Below are 20,629 nucleotides of genomic sequence, written 5' to 3' on the forward strand. Positions count from 1 at the left end.
ACCGCCCCCCACCCGTTCGACAAGGATGTGGACCATGGCGCACACCCTGCCGCCACCCGTTCCCGGAACCCACGCCGAACCGGCCCGTCCCGCCCCCCGCCACGCCGACACCCTGGAGCGGGCCCGCCAGACCCTCCGCACCCGCGCGCACTGGTCCCCGTACTCCGAGGACCCGGAGGACCCCCGCTCCTACGGCCCGGGCGCGCGGGAGGCCGGCGAGGCCGCGTTCCGCGCGCTCCTCGGCCGGGAGTTCGCCCTCGGCCAGCCCGGCCGCGACGGTACGGTCGGCCCCGCCCCGGAGACGGGCGGCGAACGCTCCCCGTACGGAGGCCTGCTGGAGGTCTCCTACCCCCACTGCGACCCCGACGTCCTGCTGCCCGCCATGCAGGCCGCCCTGCCGGCCTGGCGCGACGCCGGCCCCCGGACCCGGGCGGAGGTGTGCACCGAGATCCTGCACCGCATCAACGCCCGCAGCTCCGAGTTCGCCCACGCGGCCGTGCACACCAGCGGCCACAACTTCCTGATGGCGTTCCACGCCGGGGCGGTGCACGCCCAGGACCGCGGTCTGGAGGCGGTGGCCCGCGCCCTGGAGGAGCAGACCCGGATGCCCGCCTCCGCGCTCTGGCGCAAGCCGATGGGCGACGGCCGGACCCTGAGCATCGCCAAGACCTTCACGGCGGTGCCCCGCGGCATCTCGCTGGTCATCGGCAACAGCGTCTTCCCCGCCTGGAACGCCTACCCGGCCCTCTTCGCCTCCCTGGCCACCGGCAACCCCGTTCTGGTCAAACCGCATCCGGCGGCCGTCCTGCCGCTGGCACTCACCGTCCGCATCGCCCGCGAGGTGCTCACCGAGGCCGGTTTCCCGGCCGACCTCGTCTGCCTCGCCGCCGAACACACCGGCGAGGGACTGGCCCGGCGGCTGGCCGTCCGGCCGGAGGTGCGCCTCGTCGACTACGCGGGCACCACCGCCTTCGGGACCTGGCTGGAGGACAACGCGCGGCAGGCACGCGTGTTCACCTCCGTGTCCGCGGTCAACAGCGTGCTCGTCGAGTCGACGGGCGACTACCGTGACATGCTCGCCAACCTCGCCTTCTCCGTCTCCCTCTACAGCGGGCAGCTGTGCACCAGCCCGCAGAACCTGCTGATCCCCCGGGAGGGGATCGGCACCGACGAGGGGCACCGCTCCTTCGCCGAGGTCGTCGCCGACCTGGGCGGCGCCCTCGCCGAACTGCTGGACGACGATGCGCGGGCGTGCGGGATCCTGGGCGCGCTGCTCGGGCCCGCGGTCCGGGACCGGGTCGAGCGGGTCGCCGCCGGAGCGGCCGGGCCCGTGGCCGTGCCCTCCCGCGCGGTGCGCGACCCCCGCCACCCTGAGGCGGTCGTCCGGACCCCGGCCGTGGTGACCCTCGACGCGGACCGGGAGGCCGACCGGGCCGTCCTGCTGTCCGAGTGGCAGGGCCCGGTGGTCTTCGCGGTGGCGGTGGACTCCGCCGCGGCCGGGGTGGAGCTCGTCGCTCGCACCACCCGCGAGTGCGGCGCGCTCTCCGTCGGCCTCTACTCCACCTCGCCGCAGGTGGAGGCGGCGATGGAACGGGCCTGCGCCGAGGCTGGGGTGATGCTCTCGGCCAACCTGATGGGCGACTGGTACATCTCCCAGTCGGCCGTCTACTCCGATCTGCACGGCACGGGGATGAACCCGTCGGGGAACGCGGTGTACTGCGACCCCGGGTTCGTGACGGCGCGCTTCCACACCGTCGGCGTGCGCCGCTACGGCGGTTCGATATGAACGGCACCCTCACCGACCTGCCGCTGCGCGGCCGCGAGCGGGAGATGCGGACCGTCCGCGAGCTCCTGGAGTACGGCCGCCGCGCCGGGCGCGCCCTGCTGACGGTCGAGGGGATGCCGGGCATCGGCAAGACCCGGCTGCTGCGGGAGGCCGCCGCCCTCGCCGAGGGGCTGGGCTACGTCCGCTACCACCCCGACCCGTGGACGGACCGGCCGCCGGGGCGCCGCCGCGGCGCCGCGGCCGGGCACGCCCGGGGCCGGCCGGGCCGCTGCCCCGCCGCGACGAGGCCCGTCCTCGTCCTCGTCGACGACGCCCGGCCCGCCCCCGACACCCCGCCGCGCGGGCCCCACGCCCGCGAGCAGGGCGGCGACGAGCGGCCCGTCGTCTGGCTGGTCTCCCACCGGCCCGGCACGGGCCCCGTCCTGCCGCCCGGGCCCACGGGGCGCAGCGAGCGGCTGTCCCTCGGCCCGCTCAGCCCGTCCCACGCCCTGGACCTGGCCCGCGACCTGCTGGGCGTCGAACCGTCGCCCGACCTGGTCCGGCTGCTGGACCAGGCCCGCGGACACCCGCGGCTGCTGCTCGAACTGCTCGCCGGGCTCCGGGAGGAGGGCTCCCTCACGACCGTGGACGGGGAGGCCCGGCTGCTGACCACCCGGCTGCCCGCCCGGCTGTCCCTGCGGGCGGGGGCCACCCTGGAGCGGTTCTCCCCCGAGTGCCGTCAGCTGCTGCGCGTCGCGGCCGTCCTGGGGTGCGAGGTCGTCTACGAGGACGTGGCCCTGCTGCTGCGCACCTCGGTCTCGGCCCTGCTCCCGGCCCTGGAGGAGGTCGCGGCCACCGGTGTCGTGCGCCACGAGGGGGACCGGGCCGTCTTCGCCGGGCCGCTGCTGCGCCGGCTCGTCGTCGAGTCCGTGCCCGAGTCGCTGCGGCTGTCCCTGCAGCGGGAGGCCGCGGCCCTACGGACCACGACGGGGCTCACGCCGGCGTTGCCCGCCGGACCCGAACTGAGCCGGCAGCAGCGGGAGCTGGTGGGGCTGGTGCGCGAGGGCCTCACCAACCAGCAGATCGCCCGGCGCCTGGCGCTGTCCCCGCACACCGTCAACTACCACCTGCGCAAGCTGTTCAAGGCCTACGGGGTGAGCTCGCGGATCGACCTGTTGACGGCGGCGGAGCACCTGGACCCCACCGGCAGGGCGGCCCGCGCCCGCCAGAACTGACCCCGCACGCACCCCCCACCCCCCAACCCGCCCACCCCCCCAACCCACCCGTACCGACCGTGGAGAGCCGTACCCGTGACCGACCCCGACCTCCTCCTCACCGGCACCTGGCCCCGCCCCGGCACCCCGCCGCCGGCCCGGCGCACCGCCTGGCTCCGCGACGCCCTGGCCGCCGAACCCGACGACGGCCGCGCACCGCAGCTGCTGGAGGAGGTGCGCTGCGACGTGCTCGTCGTGGGCGGCGGCTTCACCGGTCTGTGGACCGCCCTGGAGATCCTGCGGCGGGCCCCCGGCACGGACGTCGTGCTGATCGAGGCCGACGTGTGCGGAGCGGGCGCCAGCGGCGCCAACGCCGGCTACCTGATGCCGATGTGGGCACGGTTCAGCAGCCTGGTCGCGATCGGCGGCCACGAGGAGGCACGCCGCATCGGCGAGGCCTCCGCGCGGGCCGTCGACGACATCCTCGACTTCGCCGGGACCCACGGCATCGACATCGAGCACCGGCGCGACCCCTGGCTGTGGGCCGCCTCCGCCCCCGCCCAGCGCGGGGCCTGGCGGCAGACCCTGGAGGACCTGCGGCGGGCCGGCGTCGAGCCGCTGCACGAGGTCTCCGCGGCGGAGTCGCGCCGCATCGTCGGCACCCGCAGCCACTTCGGCGGCGTCATCGACCCGGGCTGCGCCACCCTGCAGCCCGCCAAGCTGACCCGTGGGATGCGCCGCGTCGCACTGGACGAGGGCGTCCGCATCCACGAACGCACCCCGCTGACCGCCCTGCGCAACGCGCCCGGCGGCGCCACCACCGCGCACACGCCGTACGGCCGGGTGTTCGCGGACCGGGTCGTCCTGGCCGTCAACGCCTGGGCCGCACAGCTGGAGGACCTCGGCCGCCGGATGGTGACCGTGGCCAGCGACACCGTCCTGACCCGGCCCGTCCCGGAGCGGCTCGCGGCGCTCGGCTGGGACGGCGGGACCTCGGTCTGCGACGCGCGGCGGCGGCTGAACTACTACCGCACGACCCCGGACGGCAGGCTGGTCTTCGGCAAGGGCGGCTCCGGCGTGGCCTACGGCCATGCGGGACCCGACACCCTGTGGGGCGACGCCCTGCGGCCCGCCGAGCTCCACGCGCAGCTGGGCCGGCTCTTCCCGGAACTCGCCGACGCCCCGGTGGACATGGCCTGGACCGCGCCGGTCGAGTACTCGACCACCTCGCTGCCGTTCGCCGGCTGGCTGAAGACCGTCCCCGGGGTCTGCTACGCCACCGGCTACTCCGGGGACGGTGTGGGCCCGTCCCGGCTGATGGCCAAGGTGCTGGCCTCGCTCGTCCTGGGCACGAAGGACGAATGGTCCGGCTCCGCCTTCACCCGCCCGCCGGGCGGCTGGCTCCCCCCGGAACCGGTCCGCTACCCGGGAGCCCGGCTGGTCATCCCCGCCCTGCGGGCGGTGGAACACCGCGAGGACCACGGCCGTCCCGTCCCCTCCCTGGTCAGGCGCCTCGCCTCGCTGGACCCCTCCAGCTTCCGCCGCTGACCGCGCCTCCGGCCGCCCGGACGCCGGCCGGGGCGGCGCTCACCTCCCCCTCCCCTCCCGGCGGCGCTGCCGGGACTGGCCCTTGCGCGCCTGAAGGCTGGTCTCCTGGTCTACCTCGGCGGCGCCGTCGAGTTCCCCGACGTCCACCCGGACCAGGCCGCCCGCCGGCTCGGCGTCCGAAGGTTGGACTTCGACCAGGTGGTCAGGCTCGGGTGGCTGTTGCCGGTCGGCTCGGTGGAGGTCGACTACGAGTGGCAGGGCAGGATGACCACCGCTCGCTGCGCTTGAGGCGGCCCCAGTGTGGGAGCGGGTGTCGTTGGCGGAGGTGGCGGCAATGGCGAGGGTGGGCCGGGCCGCGGTGGTGAACGGGCGCCGCCGCCACGACGACTTCCCGAGGCACCGGCAGGCACGGACTCGCGGTCGGCCTGGTCCACCGACGAGAACGCCGACGCTCCCGTTCAGCCCTGCCACCGACGGCGGACCAACAACTCATGACCGGCACCTACGACCACCGCCGCCGCTATCAGGCCGGCGGGGACCCACACGTCAGTCCCCTCCGTGTCACGCGCCGGCTCCGGATCGATGCGGCCCGCAGGGTCGTACACCACCCGAAGTGGCCGGCCCACGTTGCCGGCATTGGTCGTCGACGTCATGGTCGCGGGCCGGCCGCCGGGACAGCCGAGGCGGTAGTCGTAGTAAGTGGTCGAGTGCGTGCTGGTATAACCGTTCGCATCCGTGGAAGTGGACGTCTCGACCCGTGATTCCTTCTTCAACACGGTGCAGGTGACGTCGAGGCCCCTCCCCTCCAGCACCCAGCCGTCGAAGGACGCCACCGTCATTCCGAGGGCCCACAGCAGAAGAGCCGCGGGCAGGAAGCGCACATGCCGGTTGAGGAAGGAGAATCCCAGCAGGCCGAAAGCCGCCAGCTCTCCCGCGATGGTCCACCACCGTCCGCCGGGTTCGTAGGCGGCGAGCAGCAGGAAGATGAGCAGCACTCCCGTGATGAGCAGCGGGAGGCCGGCAGCCACGAGGACGCGTTTGCGGTGCCTTCCTCCATACCGCGGCTCCCTCGGCCGCCGTGCCCTGCCTGACCCCCGCGGTGACGAGTGGTCCACCGTCCCCCCTCACTGCCGCCTCCTCCAAGGAAAGCCCAACTTTCCGGAGCCGTACAGGGCCGCGTTTCTTGAGTGGGTGCGCAGGCGGGTAATCGCTCCAAGGTGAGCCAGTCCTGTTCGGCTGCCCAGGCGCCCATCGCCCGCCTCCAGTGGGCGGACAGGCCGTCCCAGACCAGGACCACTCGCTCGCCGCGGTAGACACCTTCATCTGCTCCAGGACCTCGATGAGGGCGGTGGTGTCGTGCTGCCGGGCTGGAGATGGAAGCACGGACGGGCCCCTCGCTCGGGGTCGGTGGAGCGGTATCCCGGGGCACCGGCCACCGAGCAGGCCGACGCGGCCCGAACCCGGCGGGCACCCGTTGACCTCGGCCTTACCCTGCCGCGGGCAGTACGCGGCTGATCCTCACCCGGCCGACTGGACAACGGGAGTCAAGCTCGGAGAACCGCACGAACCCCGAGTGGACACCCGGTGCCTTCTTGTCATGGCAGCAACCGGCGATTACCAGCGAGGATGCCCGCCATGACCACCGATCAGAACCTCGCCTCACTCCGTCCGACGCACTCAGCCCTCCCCGTCTTCGGCGCCGGGGCCGCGATCGGAGTACTGGGCGGGATGATCGGCTTGGGCGGCGCGGAGTTCCGCCTGCCCTTGCTGATCGGCGTCTTCGGGTTCGCCGCCCTCTCGGCGGTCATCCTGAACAAGGCGATGAGCCTGGTCGTGGTCCTGGTCGCGCTGCCCTCACGGCTCATGGCGGTCCCGGCCGCGGACGTCGCCGCCCGCTGGCCCGTCGCGGCCAACCTGCTGGCCGGCAGTCTCCTGGGAGCCTGGGCCGGAGCCAGCTGGGCGGTCCGCATGCGCAGCACCACCCTCTACAAGGTGCTGGCAGGACTGATGGTCCTCATGGCGGCCGCCCTGGTCCTCACGCACACCGCCACCCTGGGCACCCTCGAACTGCCACTCTCGGCCCAGATCCCCGCCGGAGTCGTGGCCGGCTTCGGCATCGGGGTGGTCGCCGCGATCATGGGCGTCGCCGGCGGCGAGCTCCTGATCCCGACGATCGTTCTTCTCTTCGGGGAGGACATCAAGACCGCCGGAAGCCTCTCTCTGCTGGTCTCCCTGCCGACCATGCTCGTCGCGTTCGCCCGCTACAGCCGTGACGGCAGCTTCGCCGTCCTCGGCGCCAACCTCCGCTTCACCGCGACCATGGCCGCAGGCTCGATCGCGGGCGCAGTGCTGGGCGGACTGCTGCTGGGCGTGTTCCCGGACATCGTCCTCATCCCCCTGCTGGCCGTGACCCTCCTCATCTCCGCCGTGAAGCTCGCCCGACACGACTGACACCGCTCACACCGACTCGCGGTCGCGGCCGCCGGCAGCACGCGGACCGCAGTCGTGATCGGGGCGCGGTGGATCACTCCGGCCCTCCGGCGAAGTACGCGGCAGCGGGACCTTCGATCGAGAGGACGCCGTACCGGCACAGACCGAGCGCGTCCCACTCCGTGACGCCCGGCGTCGTGATGATCGACAGCGCCCGTTCGCCGTCGCCGTCCAGCATCTCGGCCACGATCACGGCTCGGGACGGAATGCGCCGCTCGTGCCCGCCCAGGACCTGGGTCAGCGCCATCTCAACGTCGGCAGACAGCTCGCTCACACTGGCCCTACCGGCTCGGTGACGGCGAGCATCTCATTGTGGAAGCAAAAGCCCGGTCCGGGGATTTGGGCTGGCGCCAGAGGCGGGCAGATCCAGAGGATCGGGAAAACCCTCACATAGGGTGATGGCGGCGGGGCGTAGGGGATCGATTCAAGAAGGAACTCGACCCTACGTCCGCGCAATTTTCGGTGAAATGACAGCTCGCGGCGGAGGCGACGCGAAGATCGCGACAGTGCTGCGCAATGCGCTGAAACTTCAGAATCGAAGTTCGTGCTGGTGAAGCACTGGACCACACCGACTCCACATATATGAGTGCTCATAGAATACCTGGACATCAACTGAAGGAGGGTGCGTGCTCACGTGCATTCCACGCCACGCGTTCGTCGCCGACAATGTGGCCGAGACCATGCCGCCGATCGTCAAGAGTGCCGAGGAGGCACTTGCGGGGCTCGGCACATCCGAGGGTGACCGCCGTGACGCCCTGATGCTCACACTTGTCGCAGCCAAGTGGCACTGCCTCGCGGACCCCATTGCGACCCGGTTCACTACCTGGGAGGCCTGGATCCTCGCCATGCAGACGGGTTCCGCGCTGTTCACGGCCGGCCAGGCCACCGAGGGGCCTGCCAGGTGCCGCATCGGCGTGAGCGGCGAGGAGAAGGAACTGCCGGTGACGGGACCTCAGGAGTACCTGCACGCCGTCAACTGGCTCACCTCCTTCTACCTGGCCGCGATCTGCCGGGAGGGCGAGCGCATGAACCGCCTCGCGCAGGTTCCCCTGCCCTTCCTCCGTGCGTCCGGGGCGGAGTTCGACGAGTACATCTACTCGTGGGTGGAGACGATCCAGCACCACCGTTTCGGGCGGCAGGAGACGTGGGACAGCCTGGTCCGTGCAGTAGAGGGAACCGACCCCGCGCACGTGCAGATCGCCAGCCAGGAGTTGACGCTGAAGATCCTCTACCCGCCGCTCAACCTCTTCCACCGGTATGCGACGCGGGACGAGGAGCGGTTCAACGAGGCCTTGGCCGAGGCGCTCACGTGGCACAAGGAGTACTGGACTGCGAACGAGGCCCGTTCGAGGAGCGGTGAGGGCCTGGTCGCGCTCGGCCCGCTCGCTATCGCCTGCATGGCCCGTGATGCAGGTATGACGATCAAGGTCGAGTCCGAGTATCTCCCCAAGGAACTAATGGAGTTCGGCTGGGTTGGTGAAGTGGACGCCTGACAGCCGACTCCGACGCAGGCGCCGTAGTCACCCGCTCTCTCAAGCACGCCGTCCGCGTCGCCGTGTCCCGCGCCCGGCAGGTGTACCCGGCCGTCAAGTCCGCCACGGATTCGGCGCTCGATGCCCTGCTCCACCACCGGGCTGTTCACGAGTGCCCCTGATCACGCACAAAGGACGCCTTTGAAGTTCGCTTCCCATCAGCCGGGTGATCGTTTCCTAGGCGTGGGACGGATCAGTCCCACCAGAAGTCCCAGCGGTGAGCGCCAGTGATCTGCTCGGCGTACGCGGCCAGTGTGTACGGCCCGCCTCCCTGCCAGATGTTGTCCGAGCAGAGCGCGAAGTGCTCGGCCGCGACGAGGAGGGCCTCCTGCTCCTCTCATGGTGGCGAGGCGACGCTGAGGTGCAGCGTGTCTAATCCCACTGCGACGACACGGGCGCCGAACCGGTGCTCCCAGTGGAGGACGTCAGGAACCTTCGCGCTGTCGTTGTCGTATGGGCCTGGCCGCCCTCGCGGTGAGGCAGCACCATCGGCCTGACGACGGCGTTGGCGGTGGAGGCGCCGTGTTCGCGGCGCAGCGGGTGCAGGCACAGGTCGAAGTTGGCGGCGGCTCCGGCATCGGTGGCGACCCCGTCCTCGTCGGTGTAGAGGGCGTCGCCTGCGACGGTGACCTCGGGGTGGCGTTGGGTCAGCAGGTCGGCGAACCGCCAGTGGTTGGTGGCCCGCCGGCCGCCGAGCAGCCCGGTGGCCGGCGAGGGCGAACGTGCCCATACAGTCACCCTGCTGGCTGGCACCGAGGACGGCGTCGTCGCCTTCGCAGGGGACCTGCGGTGGGACGGCTGTCAGGCCCTGCGCACCGCCCGCCTGCGCATCCTGGAGGCGGACCTGATTTTTGCCGGGCCACGGCGCTCCGTTCGCGGCGGACGACGAGGCGCCACTCTATGGTCTCCGGCGAACCATGAGGTGATGGCCCGGAGTGGATGAGAGGATGGGTGCACGTTGGCAGTTGCAGAGCGTGTGCGTGGAGACGGCGGCGCGATCATCGGGCTGATCTGGCACAAGCCAGTCGGGCGTGTCGTCTCTGACTATCAGGCAATTGCCTGCAGTGCTGATGAAGGGGGTGCTGAGTGGCTGGCGCGCGGGGTGTCGTAGGCGTGTCTTCACTCTCGGTTCACGAGCGGAGCTAGGCCGTTTCGTTCAGATCATCTGCTCGTTGGTCCGCTTGTGCCGTTGACTGTCGCGCAGTGGGCGCGGATCGAGCGTTTCTCCCGGACCGGACTCCGAGCGGGGTGGCCGGTGGAGGGACCACCGTGAGGTGATCGATGCGATCGCCTGGGAGTTCCAAACGGGGTCGCAGTGGGTTTACCTGCCGAGAAGTACGGCAACTGGAGAGGCGTCTGCAACCGGCTGCGTATGTGGGCCGTCGACGGCACCTGGGAGCGAGTCTTCACCGCACTCCTGGCCCAGGCTGATGCTGACGAGGACCTGAACTGGGTCGTGTCTGTGGACTCGACGATCGTGCGTGCCCACCAGCACGCGGCCGGGGCCCGCAAAAAGGGGCCCCGGCCGACGAGCCCGGTGATCATGCCATCGGCCGTTCCCGCGGCGGACTGACTACAAAGATTCACCTCGCCGCCGACGGCGGCTGCCGGCCGTTGGCCTTCGTGCTCACCGCGGGCCAGGCCGGTGACGCACCTGCCTTCCAGGACGTGATGGCCAGCCGGCGCGTCCCACGCCAGCGCGGCAGACCTCGCACCAGGCCGAGGCGTACTCCTCACGCGCCATACGCGACCACCTGAGCAAGCGCGGTATCCGCGCGGTGATCCCCATCCCGGCGGACCAGCTGGGCCACCGACTGCGTCGCGGCAGCGGCGGTGGCCGGCCCCCGGCCTTCGACCGCGAGGCGTACAAGGAGCGCAACCGTCGAGCGGTGCATCAACCGCTTGAAGCAGTGGCGCGGCATCGCCACCCGCTATGAGAAGACCGCGACCATCTACCTGGCCGGACTCCACGTCGCAGGTATCTTCCTCTGGTCTGCGAGATGAAGCCGTTTTATGACGAGACCATCTCTTCCCAGCACAACCGCAGCTGTACCTGCAGGCCGGAAACGGATGCGACGTCGCAGGTCATGACGAGTACGAGCCTGCTGAGGTCCATGCCCTCGGGCCGCTGTGTGGAGGACCATCTCTGACCTGCCCGTAGAAGCGTCCTGAAGAGCAGCCGCCGTTCGGCTGCATCGCCCGCGAGTGCCTCATCCGCGGCCTCGACGATCAGTACATAGTGCTCCGCGGGCAGCCAGTTCAGGTCGCGCAGACAGTCGGAGAGGGCATCCCAGTTCCACCCAAAATAATCCGGCAGCTTCAGGCCGTCGTAGCACTGCTGGAAGACGGAGTCCGTGTCGCTCATCTCCCGGCCGTCGAGCCGCGCCACGTACGTCCTGCCGGTCATGGGAAGCAGCAAATCGACAGGCAGGGCACCTTGCTCCGGAACGACGTGTACACAGGGCGGGAATTCCACGGCCGTCCTCCCTCCAGTGACCCAGGACATCCACCACCGTCAAAGCCAGTGACGGCAGCGAGCTGCAAGGTCCAGATCCAAACGAGACGGCCTAGACGAGTAAGTCCGAAGTAGCCGGGTGCATGAAGCGAGGGTCTCGTTGGTTCGTTTGTGACGACAAACCTCGAAACCCTCGCGACAGCAGTGTACGTCCTCGGGTTCGTCTCCGAGGCCCGCTGGCTGCGGTTCGCCCGCCGCCACCTCGCCGCCGAGTTCCCCTACCTGCCCCAACAATCCGGCTACAACAAACGCCTGCGAGCCGCCAGCACGCAGATCATCCGGTTCATCCGGAACCTGGCCAGGGACACCGACCTGTGGCACGACGATGTGTGGGTGGTGGACTCCACCCCCGTCGAGTGCGCCCGCTCACGGCCCACGGTCAAGCGCTCGGAGCTGGCCGGCTGGGCCGGATACGGCTATTGCCCCTCCCACTCCCGCTTCTTCTGGGGTCTGCGGCTGCACCTGCTCTGCACACCCGGCGGGCTGCCGGTCGCCTGGGCTCTGGCCAACCCGAAGACCGACGAGCGTGAGGTCCTTGCCGACATGCTCACCCACGACGCCGACCTGCTGCTCACCCACCCCGGGCAGACGGTCATCGGTGACAAGGGTTACGTCTCCAAGCACCTCGACGCCTTCATGGCCGGCCACGGACTGACGCTGCTGCGGCCCAGCTACCGCAACCTGACGCCCAGGCCCGGCGAGCACCTGCTCAAACCGATCCGGCAGCTCATCGAGTCGGTGAACGACACCCTCAAGGGCCAGCTCGACCTCGAACGGCACGGGGCCAGGACCCCTGCGGGGTCCTGGCCCGCGTCGGACAACGCATCCTGGCTCTGACCGCAGCCATCTGGCACAACCGAGCCTACGGAACACCACTGACCAGGTCACTCGTCGCCTACGACCACTGATCAGCACTTCGGACTTACTCGTCTAGCGCTGTGACCGCATAGGTTCACCGGCTTGCTCGTTGTGTTGGTTGGGAGTCCAACCAGCAGGGGAGGCGGGATGGCGCGACCGGTCAGGGTCCGGAGGCTGGCGGAGCAGGAGGGGCAGAAGCTTTAGCAGGTTGTTCGGCGAGGCAGTACGAGCTCGGCGCGGTTTCGGCGGGCGATGATGCTGCTGGCCTCGGCTGGCGGCAGCACGGTCCCGCTGATCGCACGGCTGGTCCAGGCGGACGAGGACACCGTCCGGGACGTGATCCACCGCTTCAACGAGATTGGGCTCGCATGCCTCAACCCTCAGTGGGCGGGAGGCCGTCCCCGCCTGGTGAGCAGTGACGACGAGGACTTCGTCATCCAGGCGGCCACCACCCGGCCCACCGTGCTGGGCAAGCCCTTCACTCGCTGGTCAGTCCGCAAACTGGTCGATCACCTGTGCAGGAACATGGCCCGGCCTGTCCGGATCGGCCGCCAAGCCCTGCGGTGCCTACTGGCACGCCGGGGGATCACCTTCCAGAGGACGAAGACCTGGAAGGAATCCCCAGAGCCGGCCGTCGACGCCAAGCTGGAACGGATCGAGTACGCGGTCAACGAGCGTCCTGACCGCACGTTCGCCTTCGACGAGTTCGGGCCACTGGGCATCCGCCCCACCGCCGGCTCCTGCTGGGCCGAACAGAGCCGCCTGGTCGCGGGCGGTGGTGGAGGCCGCCGACCCGGAGGTGGTCCGCGCGGCGTTTGCGGGTGCCGATCGGTGCGGGGGTGGCGGCGGACCGGCTGACGATGGCCCTGGGGTGCCTTTTGTCAGTGCGGTGGGTCGATGCCGCCGCCATCCCCGGGGCGCGGCAGATGCGTACCGGCCCGGGCGACCGCCCGCGTGAGGATCTCCACCTGCCCGCGCAGGGTGGCGATCTCGGCGCGCAGGGCCTCCAGCGGCTCCAGGGCTGCCGGGGCGGGCTGCGCGCCGGTCTCCTGCGCCGGTCCGCCGGGATCCGTGAGCGGTTTCTCACCGTCCTCACCCCCGAAGAAGCTGGCCAGGGAACCGGCCAGGAGGCCCAGCACGGCGAGCCCGGTGATCATGATGGTGAAACCCGCCCAGCGTCCGGCAGGCGTCTGTGGGGTGATGTCGCCGTAGCCGACTGTGGTGAGCGTTACCACGCCCCACCACAGAGCGTCACCGAACGTGGCGAACTCCGGGTTGACGGGCCGCTCAGCGCGGTAGGCGACCATGACCGCGACGAGCGCCACGCAGCCGGCGACCACGGCCAGCCGTTCCAGGCGCGCCAGAAGCCGTCGCGCTCCTCTGGCCGCCAGCAGCAGGCGTGCCAGCCTCGCCAGGCGCAGGACGATGACGAACCGTCCCGCCTCGGCGGCGGGCAGCAGGAACCATGGGGCCGTGGCGATCACGACGAACAGGTCGAAGCGGCCGAGTGCCGAGCTCGCGTACCTCTCCAGGTGGCGTACGCGCACCACGTAGTCCGCCAGGAAAACCAGCCAGGCCGCGACGTTGACGGTGGCGCTGAGCCACTCGCCTGGCTCGGGGACGACGACGAGCGGCAGGATCGCCGACGCGACCATCGGCAGCCGCATCCGCGCATCGAACCGCTTGAGCCGGTCGCTGTCACCCTCTGCCACCGACCCGCCGAACTCGTTCCGTCCCTCAGGAGCGATGCCCATGCGTCAGGTCCTGGGCCCCCGTGCCGTACCTGGTGCCGCCATGCCCGTTGGGCCGTCGCCCACGGGCACCGTGTCCGTCGTGCGGGCCGTCGAGGTGTCGACGACCGACAGGGTGTCCGAGTCGAAGTTGCCGAGGTGGACCCGGGAGCAGTCCGGGGCGACGGCGAGGCCGTTGGGGCCGTGTCCCACCGCCACGGTCGCCGTGACGGCACGGCGGCGGGTACCGATCACGGACGTGTCGTCGGACCCGATGTCGGCGACGTGCACCTGGCGGCCGTCGGAACTGGACACCAGAGCGGTCGGTCCGCTGCCGATGGTGATGCTGCCGGTGACCGTCCTGGCACGGGCGTCAATCACCGATACGGTGTCCGCCGCGGAATTGGTGACATGGAGACGGGCGCCGTCCGGGGTGACGGCCACGCTGTCCGGCCCCTTCCCGATGGGGATGCTGTCCACCACCGCACCGGTGCGGGTGCCGACGACCGACAGCGTGTCGGAGTGGAGGTCGGCGACGTAGACGAGGGCATCGGCCCGCGGGGACAGTCCGGCCGCCACCGGCGCTTCGGCGGATGCACCGGCCGTGCTTCCCGGCCCCACCAGCGCCGCTGCCACACAGAGCACCACGGCGGCTCGCCGCCCCATGTGCTGTCTCCTCGTCATGGGGCCACGCTAGGGCGCCGGAACGGAATCCCGCGTGAGGCTCACGCTCTGGGCGACCCGAACGGCACACCGTCCACCGGGCCGCCCACTTCTGCCCGACCGGGCTGCCGTGCAGGTCACCGCTCCCGGAGGGCCGGCCCCAGACGCCCCAGTTCTTCGAACCTGGCCGCGAAGGCCGGGTGCGTCCTCGCACGGCTGCCGCCACCGTCACCGTCGTTCCCACTGCACCGGTAGCCGGCGCGGGTGTGCTCCTCGGCCGCGGAGAGCCGGCTGGTGGAGCGGCCAACTTCGGCGCCGCCCATTCCTCCCAGGCCAGCCGTTAGGAGGTGGCGCTGCTGGAGGTGGTCCACCCGTCGGTGGACTGGCGGGCCGTGCGTACGGCCCGGCCGGGGGCCCGACCCCCGCGCGCCGCCCGTGGGTACTTCGATCTTGCCGTGGGCCAGGAGCCAGGCCACCACCGCGCCGCTGTCGAACTGCGGGTGCACTTCCGTGCCCGCCACCGGGGTCGGGAAGTCGTCGTGTCGGCGGCGCCAGGACACCACCGCCGACCGGCCCACCCCGGCGCCGGGACGGGGGCAGTTGCGCGTCGGTTCCGTCTCGATGAGCCGTACCTGGTCTTGGCCGACGATCCGGCCGGCGAGGACGTGTTGTCCGGCTGGTCCACCGACGAGGAGCCGACACCCTCGCGGCACTGACGGCGGGGGAGGCGCGGGCGTCGGTGCGCCGGCTTACCGCGCCCGGTACGACGGCGTTGGCGGAGGTGCGGGTGATCGACCGGTTCGGTCGGCGTCGGGCGGTCTGCAGGTGACGCTGGCGTGGCCTGCCCGCCTGCGAGGCGCGGCCGCGGAGGGGGCGGCGGGCGGGGTGGTCCGTCACGGTGTGCCGTACGCCGGCCCGGCCGCGGGCTGCGCCTGCGCCCGGCACGACTGCGGCGGCCTGGTCCCGACGGCCTGGTCCCCCGAACACGGCAACGCGGCCGCTCCGGTGAGGAGTGGCATCCCGGCGCCCGCGCTGCACAGCCCTGGCCACGCAGCGCACCCCAGCAGCCGAACGCCCCTGATCCGGCCCTTGCGGCCCGCCCGCGTGGGGCAGACTCCGAGCCATGACCGAGGACGAGAGCACCGACATCGGGAGCCAGACGATCGACGCCTACCTGGCGACATGCAGGGCGACGACGTGGACGCCGACGGCCTCGCCGGGAACCTGGTCACAGCGCTGCGCAGTGCCCACGAGCGGAAGGCTGCGGGAGCGTAGCCGCGTGTGGGTGAGCCGAGGGGCGTACGGGTCGGACCTGGACGACCCTGACCCGGGTCCGGTGCCGGGCCGCGTCTAGGTGGAGCTGGTGGGCGGCCCGCTGGATAGCCGGGCTGCTCGACGTGACCGCCCGGAGTCTGCTGGAACTCGCCGACGGCGCCCTGCTGATGTCGGACGGGTGGCCGCTGCGCGTACGGGGCGGGTCACTGGTTGATGGGGAAGGCCGCCTGGAAGGCCAGCCGGTGGGCGGCGTCCGTGCCGAGGCGGGTGAGGAGGTCGTCGAGGGCGAGGTACTCCTCCCAGGGCTCGCGCCCCGTGGCGGCGGCCAGCGCCTGTACGAGCCGGTTCTCCAGGTCGGGGACGCGTTTGTCCTTCCAGACCTTGTCGGCCGTGCTGACGAGGAGCTCCTCGATCGTCACGTCGGGGCCGTCCCAGCTCGCGTGGGTGGCGGCGAACCTGGCTAGGTCGGTCGTGAATCCGTGCTCCAGCAGCAGGTCCCTCCCGGCCGCCTCGTGAACCGACCCCGGCCCGGAGAGCTCCTCGGGGTGCACGGTCTTGCCCACGTCGTGGGTTGCCGCTCCGAAGAGAACGGCGGCGCGGTCCACCGCCACATCCGGGTAGCGGTCTTCCACCCAGTCGACCAGTTCGACCGCGACGTCGTGGACCGCGCGCAGGTGGGCCGCCAGACGGGGCGGGGCCTGAAGGGAGCGCAGCAGTTCCGCCACTTCGGGTGGCAGCGGCTTCAAGGGCGGCTCCGTCGGGGCGTCAAGGGCGCGGGACAGGACGTCGGAACGTATCGAAGTCATCCGGGGGACAGTACCGGTCCTTGGTGTGCACGTCAGGCAAGCTTCGGAGACGGACCCCGGGCGCGGTCGCTTGACTGGCGCATGGGGAAGTTCTACTCCGGCGCCGAGGTCGCCCGCGCGAGCAAGGAGGGCGGCGTGTCCGCCCCCAGCCCGTCCGCCGTACGTTCGAGGTCTATGCGTACTGCTGCGCCCGGCGCGACTCCTCCCTCACACGCGATACGAACCTCCGGGAACCCACTGCTCGAATGAGGCTCCGGGCGCAGCTCCGGCCGGTGCTGCGGGATCCGAGCTCGTCATCGAGCCGTACCGCACCCGGTATCCCGGGCCCTGGGGCTCCTGGTGAGCCGCACGACGAAGGCCCGCCCCCCTGTGGCTGTCGGGGAGCGGGCCGAGGACGCTGCCGGCGGTCTCCTCGCCGGTGAGGGCGCTGCCATCCGCCGGGAGGTCAGCCCTTGATGAGGTTGTAGAGGAGACCCGCCACCAAGATGTAGCCGAGGTAGGAGGCGAGAGCCACGCCCAGCATCGCCAGGGCCTTGAGCGGTGTGCCAAGTGGCTTGCGGGCCAAGGAGAGGTTCGTGAAGAGGCCGGCTCCGCCGAAGGCGCCGCCTATGGCTCCGCCGATCGGCAGCAGGAGGATCGGTGCGAGGGAGAGCACCAGTTGCCACCAGGTGAGTCCTCGGAACTTGGCCCATCGGTCCGGTTTGTCGAGTGTGTTCTTTTCGAGGTCAGGGAGCTGCTGCATGTGCGGGGGATACTCTTTCCGGTCGGTGTCAGCGTGGGTGGGGTCGGTCTCGGCTTCGAGACAGTCGGGCCTGCGGCAGGGGCCCGGCCGGAACTCCCGGCCGGGCCCCTGCGTGTACGGCGGTTAGCCGAGGGTGCGGGCGCTGGCCCAGTCGTCTTCCTCGACGCGCCAGCCGTTTCCGATGGCGGTGCGGCCTCCGTAGTAGAGGTGGAGGGTGCCGTCGTTGCGGGTGAGGTAGAGGTCGGGGATGCCGTCTGCGTTGACGTCGGGGGTGCCTCGGAGGAGGGGCCAGGTGGTGCTGTCCCATCCGGTGGTGCCGTAGGTGAGGTCCTTGCCGTCGGCGGAGTTGACGGCGAGGGCGAGGGAGTTGATGTCGGCGCCGCCGTTGGTTCCGGGCTTGCCGCGGCGTAGGGCCAGGCCGCGGTCGGGGGTGGAGTCGTCGCGGTAGACGAGGTCGGGAACGCCGTCCCCGGTGACGTCGCGAATGTTGATGATGTCGCGCTTGGTCCAGCTGGTGGCCGACAGCTGGCGGGCTTCGGTGATGGAGGCGCCGCTGTAGCCGGTCAGGACCCAGAAGGTGTCCCCGGCGGTGGCGAAGATGTCCTCGGACTTGTCGCCGTCGACGTCCTGCACGACCACGATCTGGGAGAGCGTGGCCGGGTCGGGTGCGCCGGCGGGGAGGAGGATTTCGGTGCGGCGGCTGATGTCGAAGCGGCCGTTGCCGTCGCCCTGGTAGACGTAGAGCTTGCCGTCGGGCATGCGGGCGATGAGGTCGGTGATGCCGTCGCCGGGGTACCAGTCGCCGGAGTGTGCGATCAGCGCGTTCTTGAAGTAGCCGGCGGGTGCGGGTTTGCCGTTGTCGGTGGCGGCGGGCATCCAGGCGTCGACGTCGCCGGAGGCGTCGGCGGGGTAGACGCGCAGGTCGCCGTTGCCGTCGACGGCGAGGATGTCCGCTTTGCCGTCGCCGGTGACGTCGCCCGGACCGTCGAGGCCGGGGCGGGGGCGGACGTAGAAGGTGTAGGTGACGGGGTTGGAGGGGTTGCCGGCTTTGTTGACGACGCGGACGTAGAAGAGGTTGGGTCCGGCGTTGTCGGGGTTGACGTCGACGGTGACGGTGTCCGACCCGGCGGCGGGAACCGCCTTTTTGTCGTAGATCGGGTGGTTCAGCGACCACTGGAACTCGGTGATGTCCGCGGGGTTGGTGCCGCCCGCGATGACGGTGATCTTGCCGGGTCCCAGGGTGTTCTTGCTCCACTCGGCGCCGTCGGGGCCGGGGGCGGGGAAGTCGTCGGAGCGGATCGTGGGAGGTGTGGGCTGGGTGTGGTCGACGGTGAAGGTGCACCAGCCGCCACCGCCGGAGTCCAGCGGGCCGCTGCCGGACCACTGTCCGTCCCAGTCGATGGCCTGGGCGAGCCAGTAGTACGTCTTGCCGGGGGTGAACTTCTCCCAGCCGATCGTCACGTTCGCGGCGCCGTCACTGTTGGTGTCGCGGAACTCATTGGCCACGGACTGGGAGCCGTCGGCGGCCCAGATACGGAAGTTCAGCTGGCGCAGATTGCCGTCGCCGTCGGTTGCCTTGGCACGGAAGTCCACGTCCGTCTTGCCGATCTTGGTGAACGGCTGCCCGGTGACGCACGCACCGCCGGGGGAGGTGCTCATGTTCGCGAGGACCGGGGTGTCGGGTGCCTTGTTGTACTCGACCTCGATGTAGGGGGCGCTCTCGCCGTTGGCCTGGAACTTCTTCCAGTAGTTCGCGTCGCTCTCGTTGGGGGAGCGCAGGCCCAGGGTGAGGTTCTGCCAGGCGCCGCGGGCGCCCTCCTCGACCTTCGCCTTGATGTCGATGCCGACCCACGCGTCGGGGCAGGAGCTGTTGTAGCCGTATCCGGTGGACGCGCCGGCGATGCGGTTGCTCCAGAAGCCGGCGTTGTCGGTGTTGTTCCAGGTGCTGGCGCTGGTGATCAGCGGGACGTGGTAGACGTCGAAGGCTCTCGCGGTGCAGCCCCAGGAGTAGGTCTGCAGCATCCGCAGGTTCGCGGAGCGGATCTGGGAGCCGTAGAGCTGGCTGCCGAAGTCGAAGATGAACGCGGCACGGGAGGTGCCGCCCGAAGTGGACTCGTAGCCGACACGGGCCTCGGGGGTGCCGCTGCCGCTGTTGTAGTTCTGCCCGTTCCAGAAACTGGAGTTGCCCTCGGTCTTGTAGAAGGTCGTCCAGTTCTGCTTGTGACCCTTGAAGGAGGGGTCGATGAAGACGGGGTAGACGGTGTCGGCGTCCTCCAGCAGCTTGCTGTTCGGGGTCACCGTCAGGACGTTCTCGGCGCTGAGGGCTGCAGTGGCGGCCTTCGCGTGGTTGCCTTCGGCACCATTGAGGCCGGACAGGCCGAGGGTCGGGTGGTCCTTGGCTTCGGGCGCCGGCGCCGGGACGGGCTCGCCCTCGGTGACGGCCACCTTTCCGGCGGAGTCCCACATGAAGGGGGTGGGCGAGCCGGCGACCTCCTCGCCCTTGGCGTCCTGGGCGCTGACCGAGCGCGAGGCCTCGTCGAGGTGGAAGGACAGGTCCGGGGAGGACAGGCGGTAGTTCAGCTGGCCGAGCAGGGGGTCGGCCGCGGCGTGCTTGTCCTTCACCACCAGGACGTGGGTGTATCCGCTGTCCTGGGCGGTCAGCACCAGGTCGATCCCGGGGCGGACGTTCTCGTACAGGGCCCGGGAGCCGGAGATCACCGGCTCGGGCAGCGGACCCGGCCAGGCGACGGCCAGATCATGACCGTCGAGGTTCAGGCGTACGAGATCGGTCCACGCCGGCTGGGGGGTGTCGGCCTTCGCGACCGCGGGCTGGACGAGCGCCACCCGCGAGGCACCACGCGAGGCCCGGCTGCCGGTACCGGCGTTCGGGGACTTGGTCCCCGCGCTGAAGACGACCTTCCCGTTGACGGCCTTCGGCGCAAAGCCGCCGTCGACCCGCTGGAGGGTGGTATCGATCGGCTTCCATTCGCTGCCGACCTTCGCCCGGTTCGCCAGGCTCGACACCCGCAACTTGAACGTTCCGCCGGGCTGCGCCCAGGTACTGGTGTACGCCGATGCCTCGCCCGTGACCTCGACCTCCTTGCCCGTCTCCCGCGCCAGCCGACGCGCCTCCGTAGCGGTGGCAGCACCCTTCGGCGAGGGCTTGGCCGCCGGCTTGCGGGCGCCGTCGTGGTTCAGGACGACCGGCACAGCTACGACTACGGCCAGCAGTGCGGCGAGCCCGCCCCACGCTCTGCGCCGGCGATACCAGGACTGCCGCCCAACTGGCTTTCCTGCGGCTCCATCTGGCCCATTCTCGGGCTCTGGTTCGATTGTGGACACGCTGGTTCTTCTCCCCCCTCGGGCGCGCGTTTTCAGCCACCCCTGGGTACTCGCAAACGAAATGGGGCCCGGCGACCGGGCGGCGCGAATACCGGCTCCCCACCCGGCCGTCCGCGCATGAATGTGCGAGCAGAGCATGACGTATCGCA

General features: G+C 70.9%; 14 protein-coding genes and 4 pseudogenes. 8 read left to right on the forward strand and 10 right to left on the reverse strand.

Annotation, left to right across the window (positions count from 1 at the left end):
- Positions 1-34 precede the first annotated feature (34 nt).
- From paaN to WDV06_RS09170, 3 genes are all read left to right on the forward strand, one after another.
- Positions 35-1,786, forward strand: coding sequence for a phenylacetic acid degradation protein PaaN (paaN, locus tag WDV06_RS09160; RefSeq protein WP_395509144.1), 1,752 nt, complete (start codon positions 35-37; stop codon positions 1,784-1,786).
- On the forward strand, positions 1,783-3,000 hold the full coding sequence (locus tag WDV06_RS09165) for a helix-turn-helix transcriptional regulator (protein ID WP_395509145.1): 1,218 nt from the start codon (positions 1,783-1,785) through the stop codon (positions 2,998-3,000). Before paaN ends, WDV06_RS09165 begins: the two co-directional genes overlap by 4 nt.
- Before the next feature lie 75 nt (positions 3,001-3,075).
- Positions 3,076-4,527 carry an NAD(P)/FAD-dependent oxidoreductase gene (locus tag WDV06_RS09170; protein ID WP_395509146.1) on the forward strand — a complete coding sequence of 484 codons (1,452 nt, stop codon included), beginning with the start codon at positions 3,076-3,078 and terminating at the stop codon, positions 4,525-4,527.
- A gap of 458 nt (positions 4,528-4,985) precedes the next feature.
- Here WDV06_RS09170 and WDV06_RS09175 read toward each other — a convergent pair whose 3' ends face one another.
- On the reverse strand, positions 4,986-5,555 hold the full coding sequence (locus WDV06_RS09175; protein WP_395509147.1) for a hypothetical protein: 570 nt from the start codon (positions 5,553-5,555) through the stop codon (positions 4,986-4,988).
- A 607-nt stretch (positions 5,556-6,162) separates the two neighbouring features.
- Between WDV06_RS09175 and WDV06_RS09180 the strand changes: the two genes are divergently transcribed.
- On the forward strand, positions 6,163-6,978 hold the full coding sequence (locus WDV06_RS09180) for a sulfite exporter TauE/SafE family protein (protein WP_395509148.1): 816 nt from the start codon (positions 6,163-6,165) through the stop codon (positions 6,976-6,978).
- Positions 6,979-7,051: 73 nt separating this feature from the next.
- On the opposite strand, the gene WDV06_RS09185 is transcribed toward WDV06_RS09180, so the two are convergent.
- Positions 7,052-7,291, reverse strand: coding sequence for a hypothetical protein (locus tag WDV06_RS09185; RefSeq protein ID WP_395509149.1), 240 nt, complete (start codon positions 7,289-7,291; stop codon positions 7,052-7,054).
- Positions 7,292-7,643: 352 nt separating this feature from the next.
- On the opposite strand from WDV06_RS09185, the gene WDV06_RS09190 reads away from it, so the two are divergent.
- Complete coding sequence (locus WDV06_RS09190; RefSeq protein ID WP_395509150.1) at positions 7,644-8,510, forward strand: immunity 49 family protein; 867 nt, start codon at positions 7,644-7,646, stop codon at positions 8,508-8,510.
- A gap of 232 nt (positions 8,511-8,742) precedes the next feature.
- Here the strand turns inward: WDV06_RS09190 and WDV06_RS09195 are convergent.
- Positions 8,743-8,871, reverse strand: a pseudogene (locus tag WDV06_RS09195) (DUF4253 domain-containing protein); the annotation flags it as partial.
- 50 nt (positions 8,872-8,921) lie between these two features.
- The gene (locus WDV06_RS09200; RefSeq protein ID WP_395509151.1) at positions 8,922-9,287 is read right to left on the reverse strand and encodes a hypothetical protein; all 366 of its coding nucleotides are present in this window, start codon (positions 9,285-9,287) and stop codon (positions 8,922-8,924) included.
- 445 nt (positions 9,288-9,732) lie between these two features.
- Between WDV06_RS09200 and WDV06_RS09205 the strand changes: the two are divergent.
- A pseudogene (locus tag WDV06_RS09205) lies at positions 9,733-10,553 on the forward strand (IS5 family transposase).
- 7 nt (positions 10,554-10,560) lie between these two features.
- Here the strand turns inward: WDV06_RS09205 and WDV06_RS09210 are convergent.
- Entirely contained in the window at positions 10,561-11,025 is a 465-nt protein-coding gene (locus WDV06_RS09210; RefSeq protein WP_395509152.1) for a barstar family protein, read from the reverse strand.
- Positions 11,026-11,175: 150 nt separating this feature from the next.
- Here WDV06_RS09210 and WDV06_RS09215 point away from each other — a divergent pair.
- Both WDV06_RS09215 and WDV06_RS09220 read left to right on the forward strand, forming a co-directional pair.
- Positions 11,176-11,972 (forward strand): annotated as a pseudogene (locus WDV06_RS09215) (IS982 family transposase).
- A gap of 97 nt (positions 11,973-12,069) precedes the next feature.
- Positions 12,070-12,684, forward strand: a pseudogene (locus WDV06_RS09220) (helix-turn-helix domain-containing protein); the annotation flags it as partial.
- Between the two features lie 119 nt (positions 12,685-12,803).
- On the opposite strand, the gene WDV06_RS09225 reads toward WDV06_RS09220, so the two are convergent.
- The 5 genes from WDV06_RS09225 to WDV06_RS09245 form a co-directional block, all read right to left on the reverse strand.
- On the reverse strand, positions 12,804-13,676 hold the full coding sequence (locus WDV06_RS09225) for a potassium channel family protein (protein WP_395509154.1): 873 nt from the start codon (positions 13,674-13,676) through the stop codon (positions 12,804-12,806).
- Between the two features lie 3 nt (positions 13,677-13,679).
- Complete coding sequence (locus WDV06_RS09230) at positions 13,680-14,336, reverse strand: YncE family protein (protein ID WP_395509155.1); 657 nt, start codon at positions 14,334-14,336, stop codon at positions 13,680-13,682.
- A gap of 1,457 nt (positions 14,337-15,793) precedes the next feature.
- Positions 15,794-16,396, reverse strand: a complete 603-nt coding sequence (locus WDV06_RS09235; protein ID WP_395509156.1) for an HD domain-containing protein — start codon at positions 16,394-16,396, stop codon at positions 15,794-15,796.
- A 445-nt stretch (positions 16,397-16,841) separates the two neighbouring features.
- Positions 16,842-17,138: a hypothetical protein gene (locus WDV06_RS09240; protein WP_395509157.1), complete on the reverse strand. Its 297-nt coding sequence runs from the start codon at positions 17,136-17,138 to the stop codon at positions 16,842-16,844.
- Positions 17,139-17,261: 123 nt separating this feature from the next.
- Positions 17,262-20,348, reverse strand: coding sequence for a DNRLRE domain-containing protein (locus tag WDV06_RS09245; RefSeq protein WP_395509158.1), 3,087 nt, complete (start codon positions 20,346-20,348; stop codon positions 17,262-17,264).
- Positions 20,349-20,629: the final 281 nt, after the last annotated feature.

The sequence above is a fragment of the Streptomyces racemochromogenes genome (assembly GCF_044129415.1).
Lineage (GTDB): Bacteria > Actinomycetota > Actinomycetes > Streptomycetales > Streptomycetaceae > Streptomyces > Streptomyces racemochromogenes_A.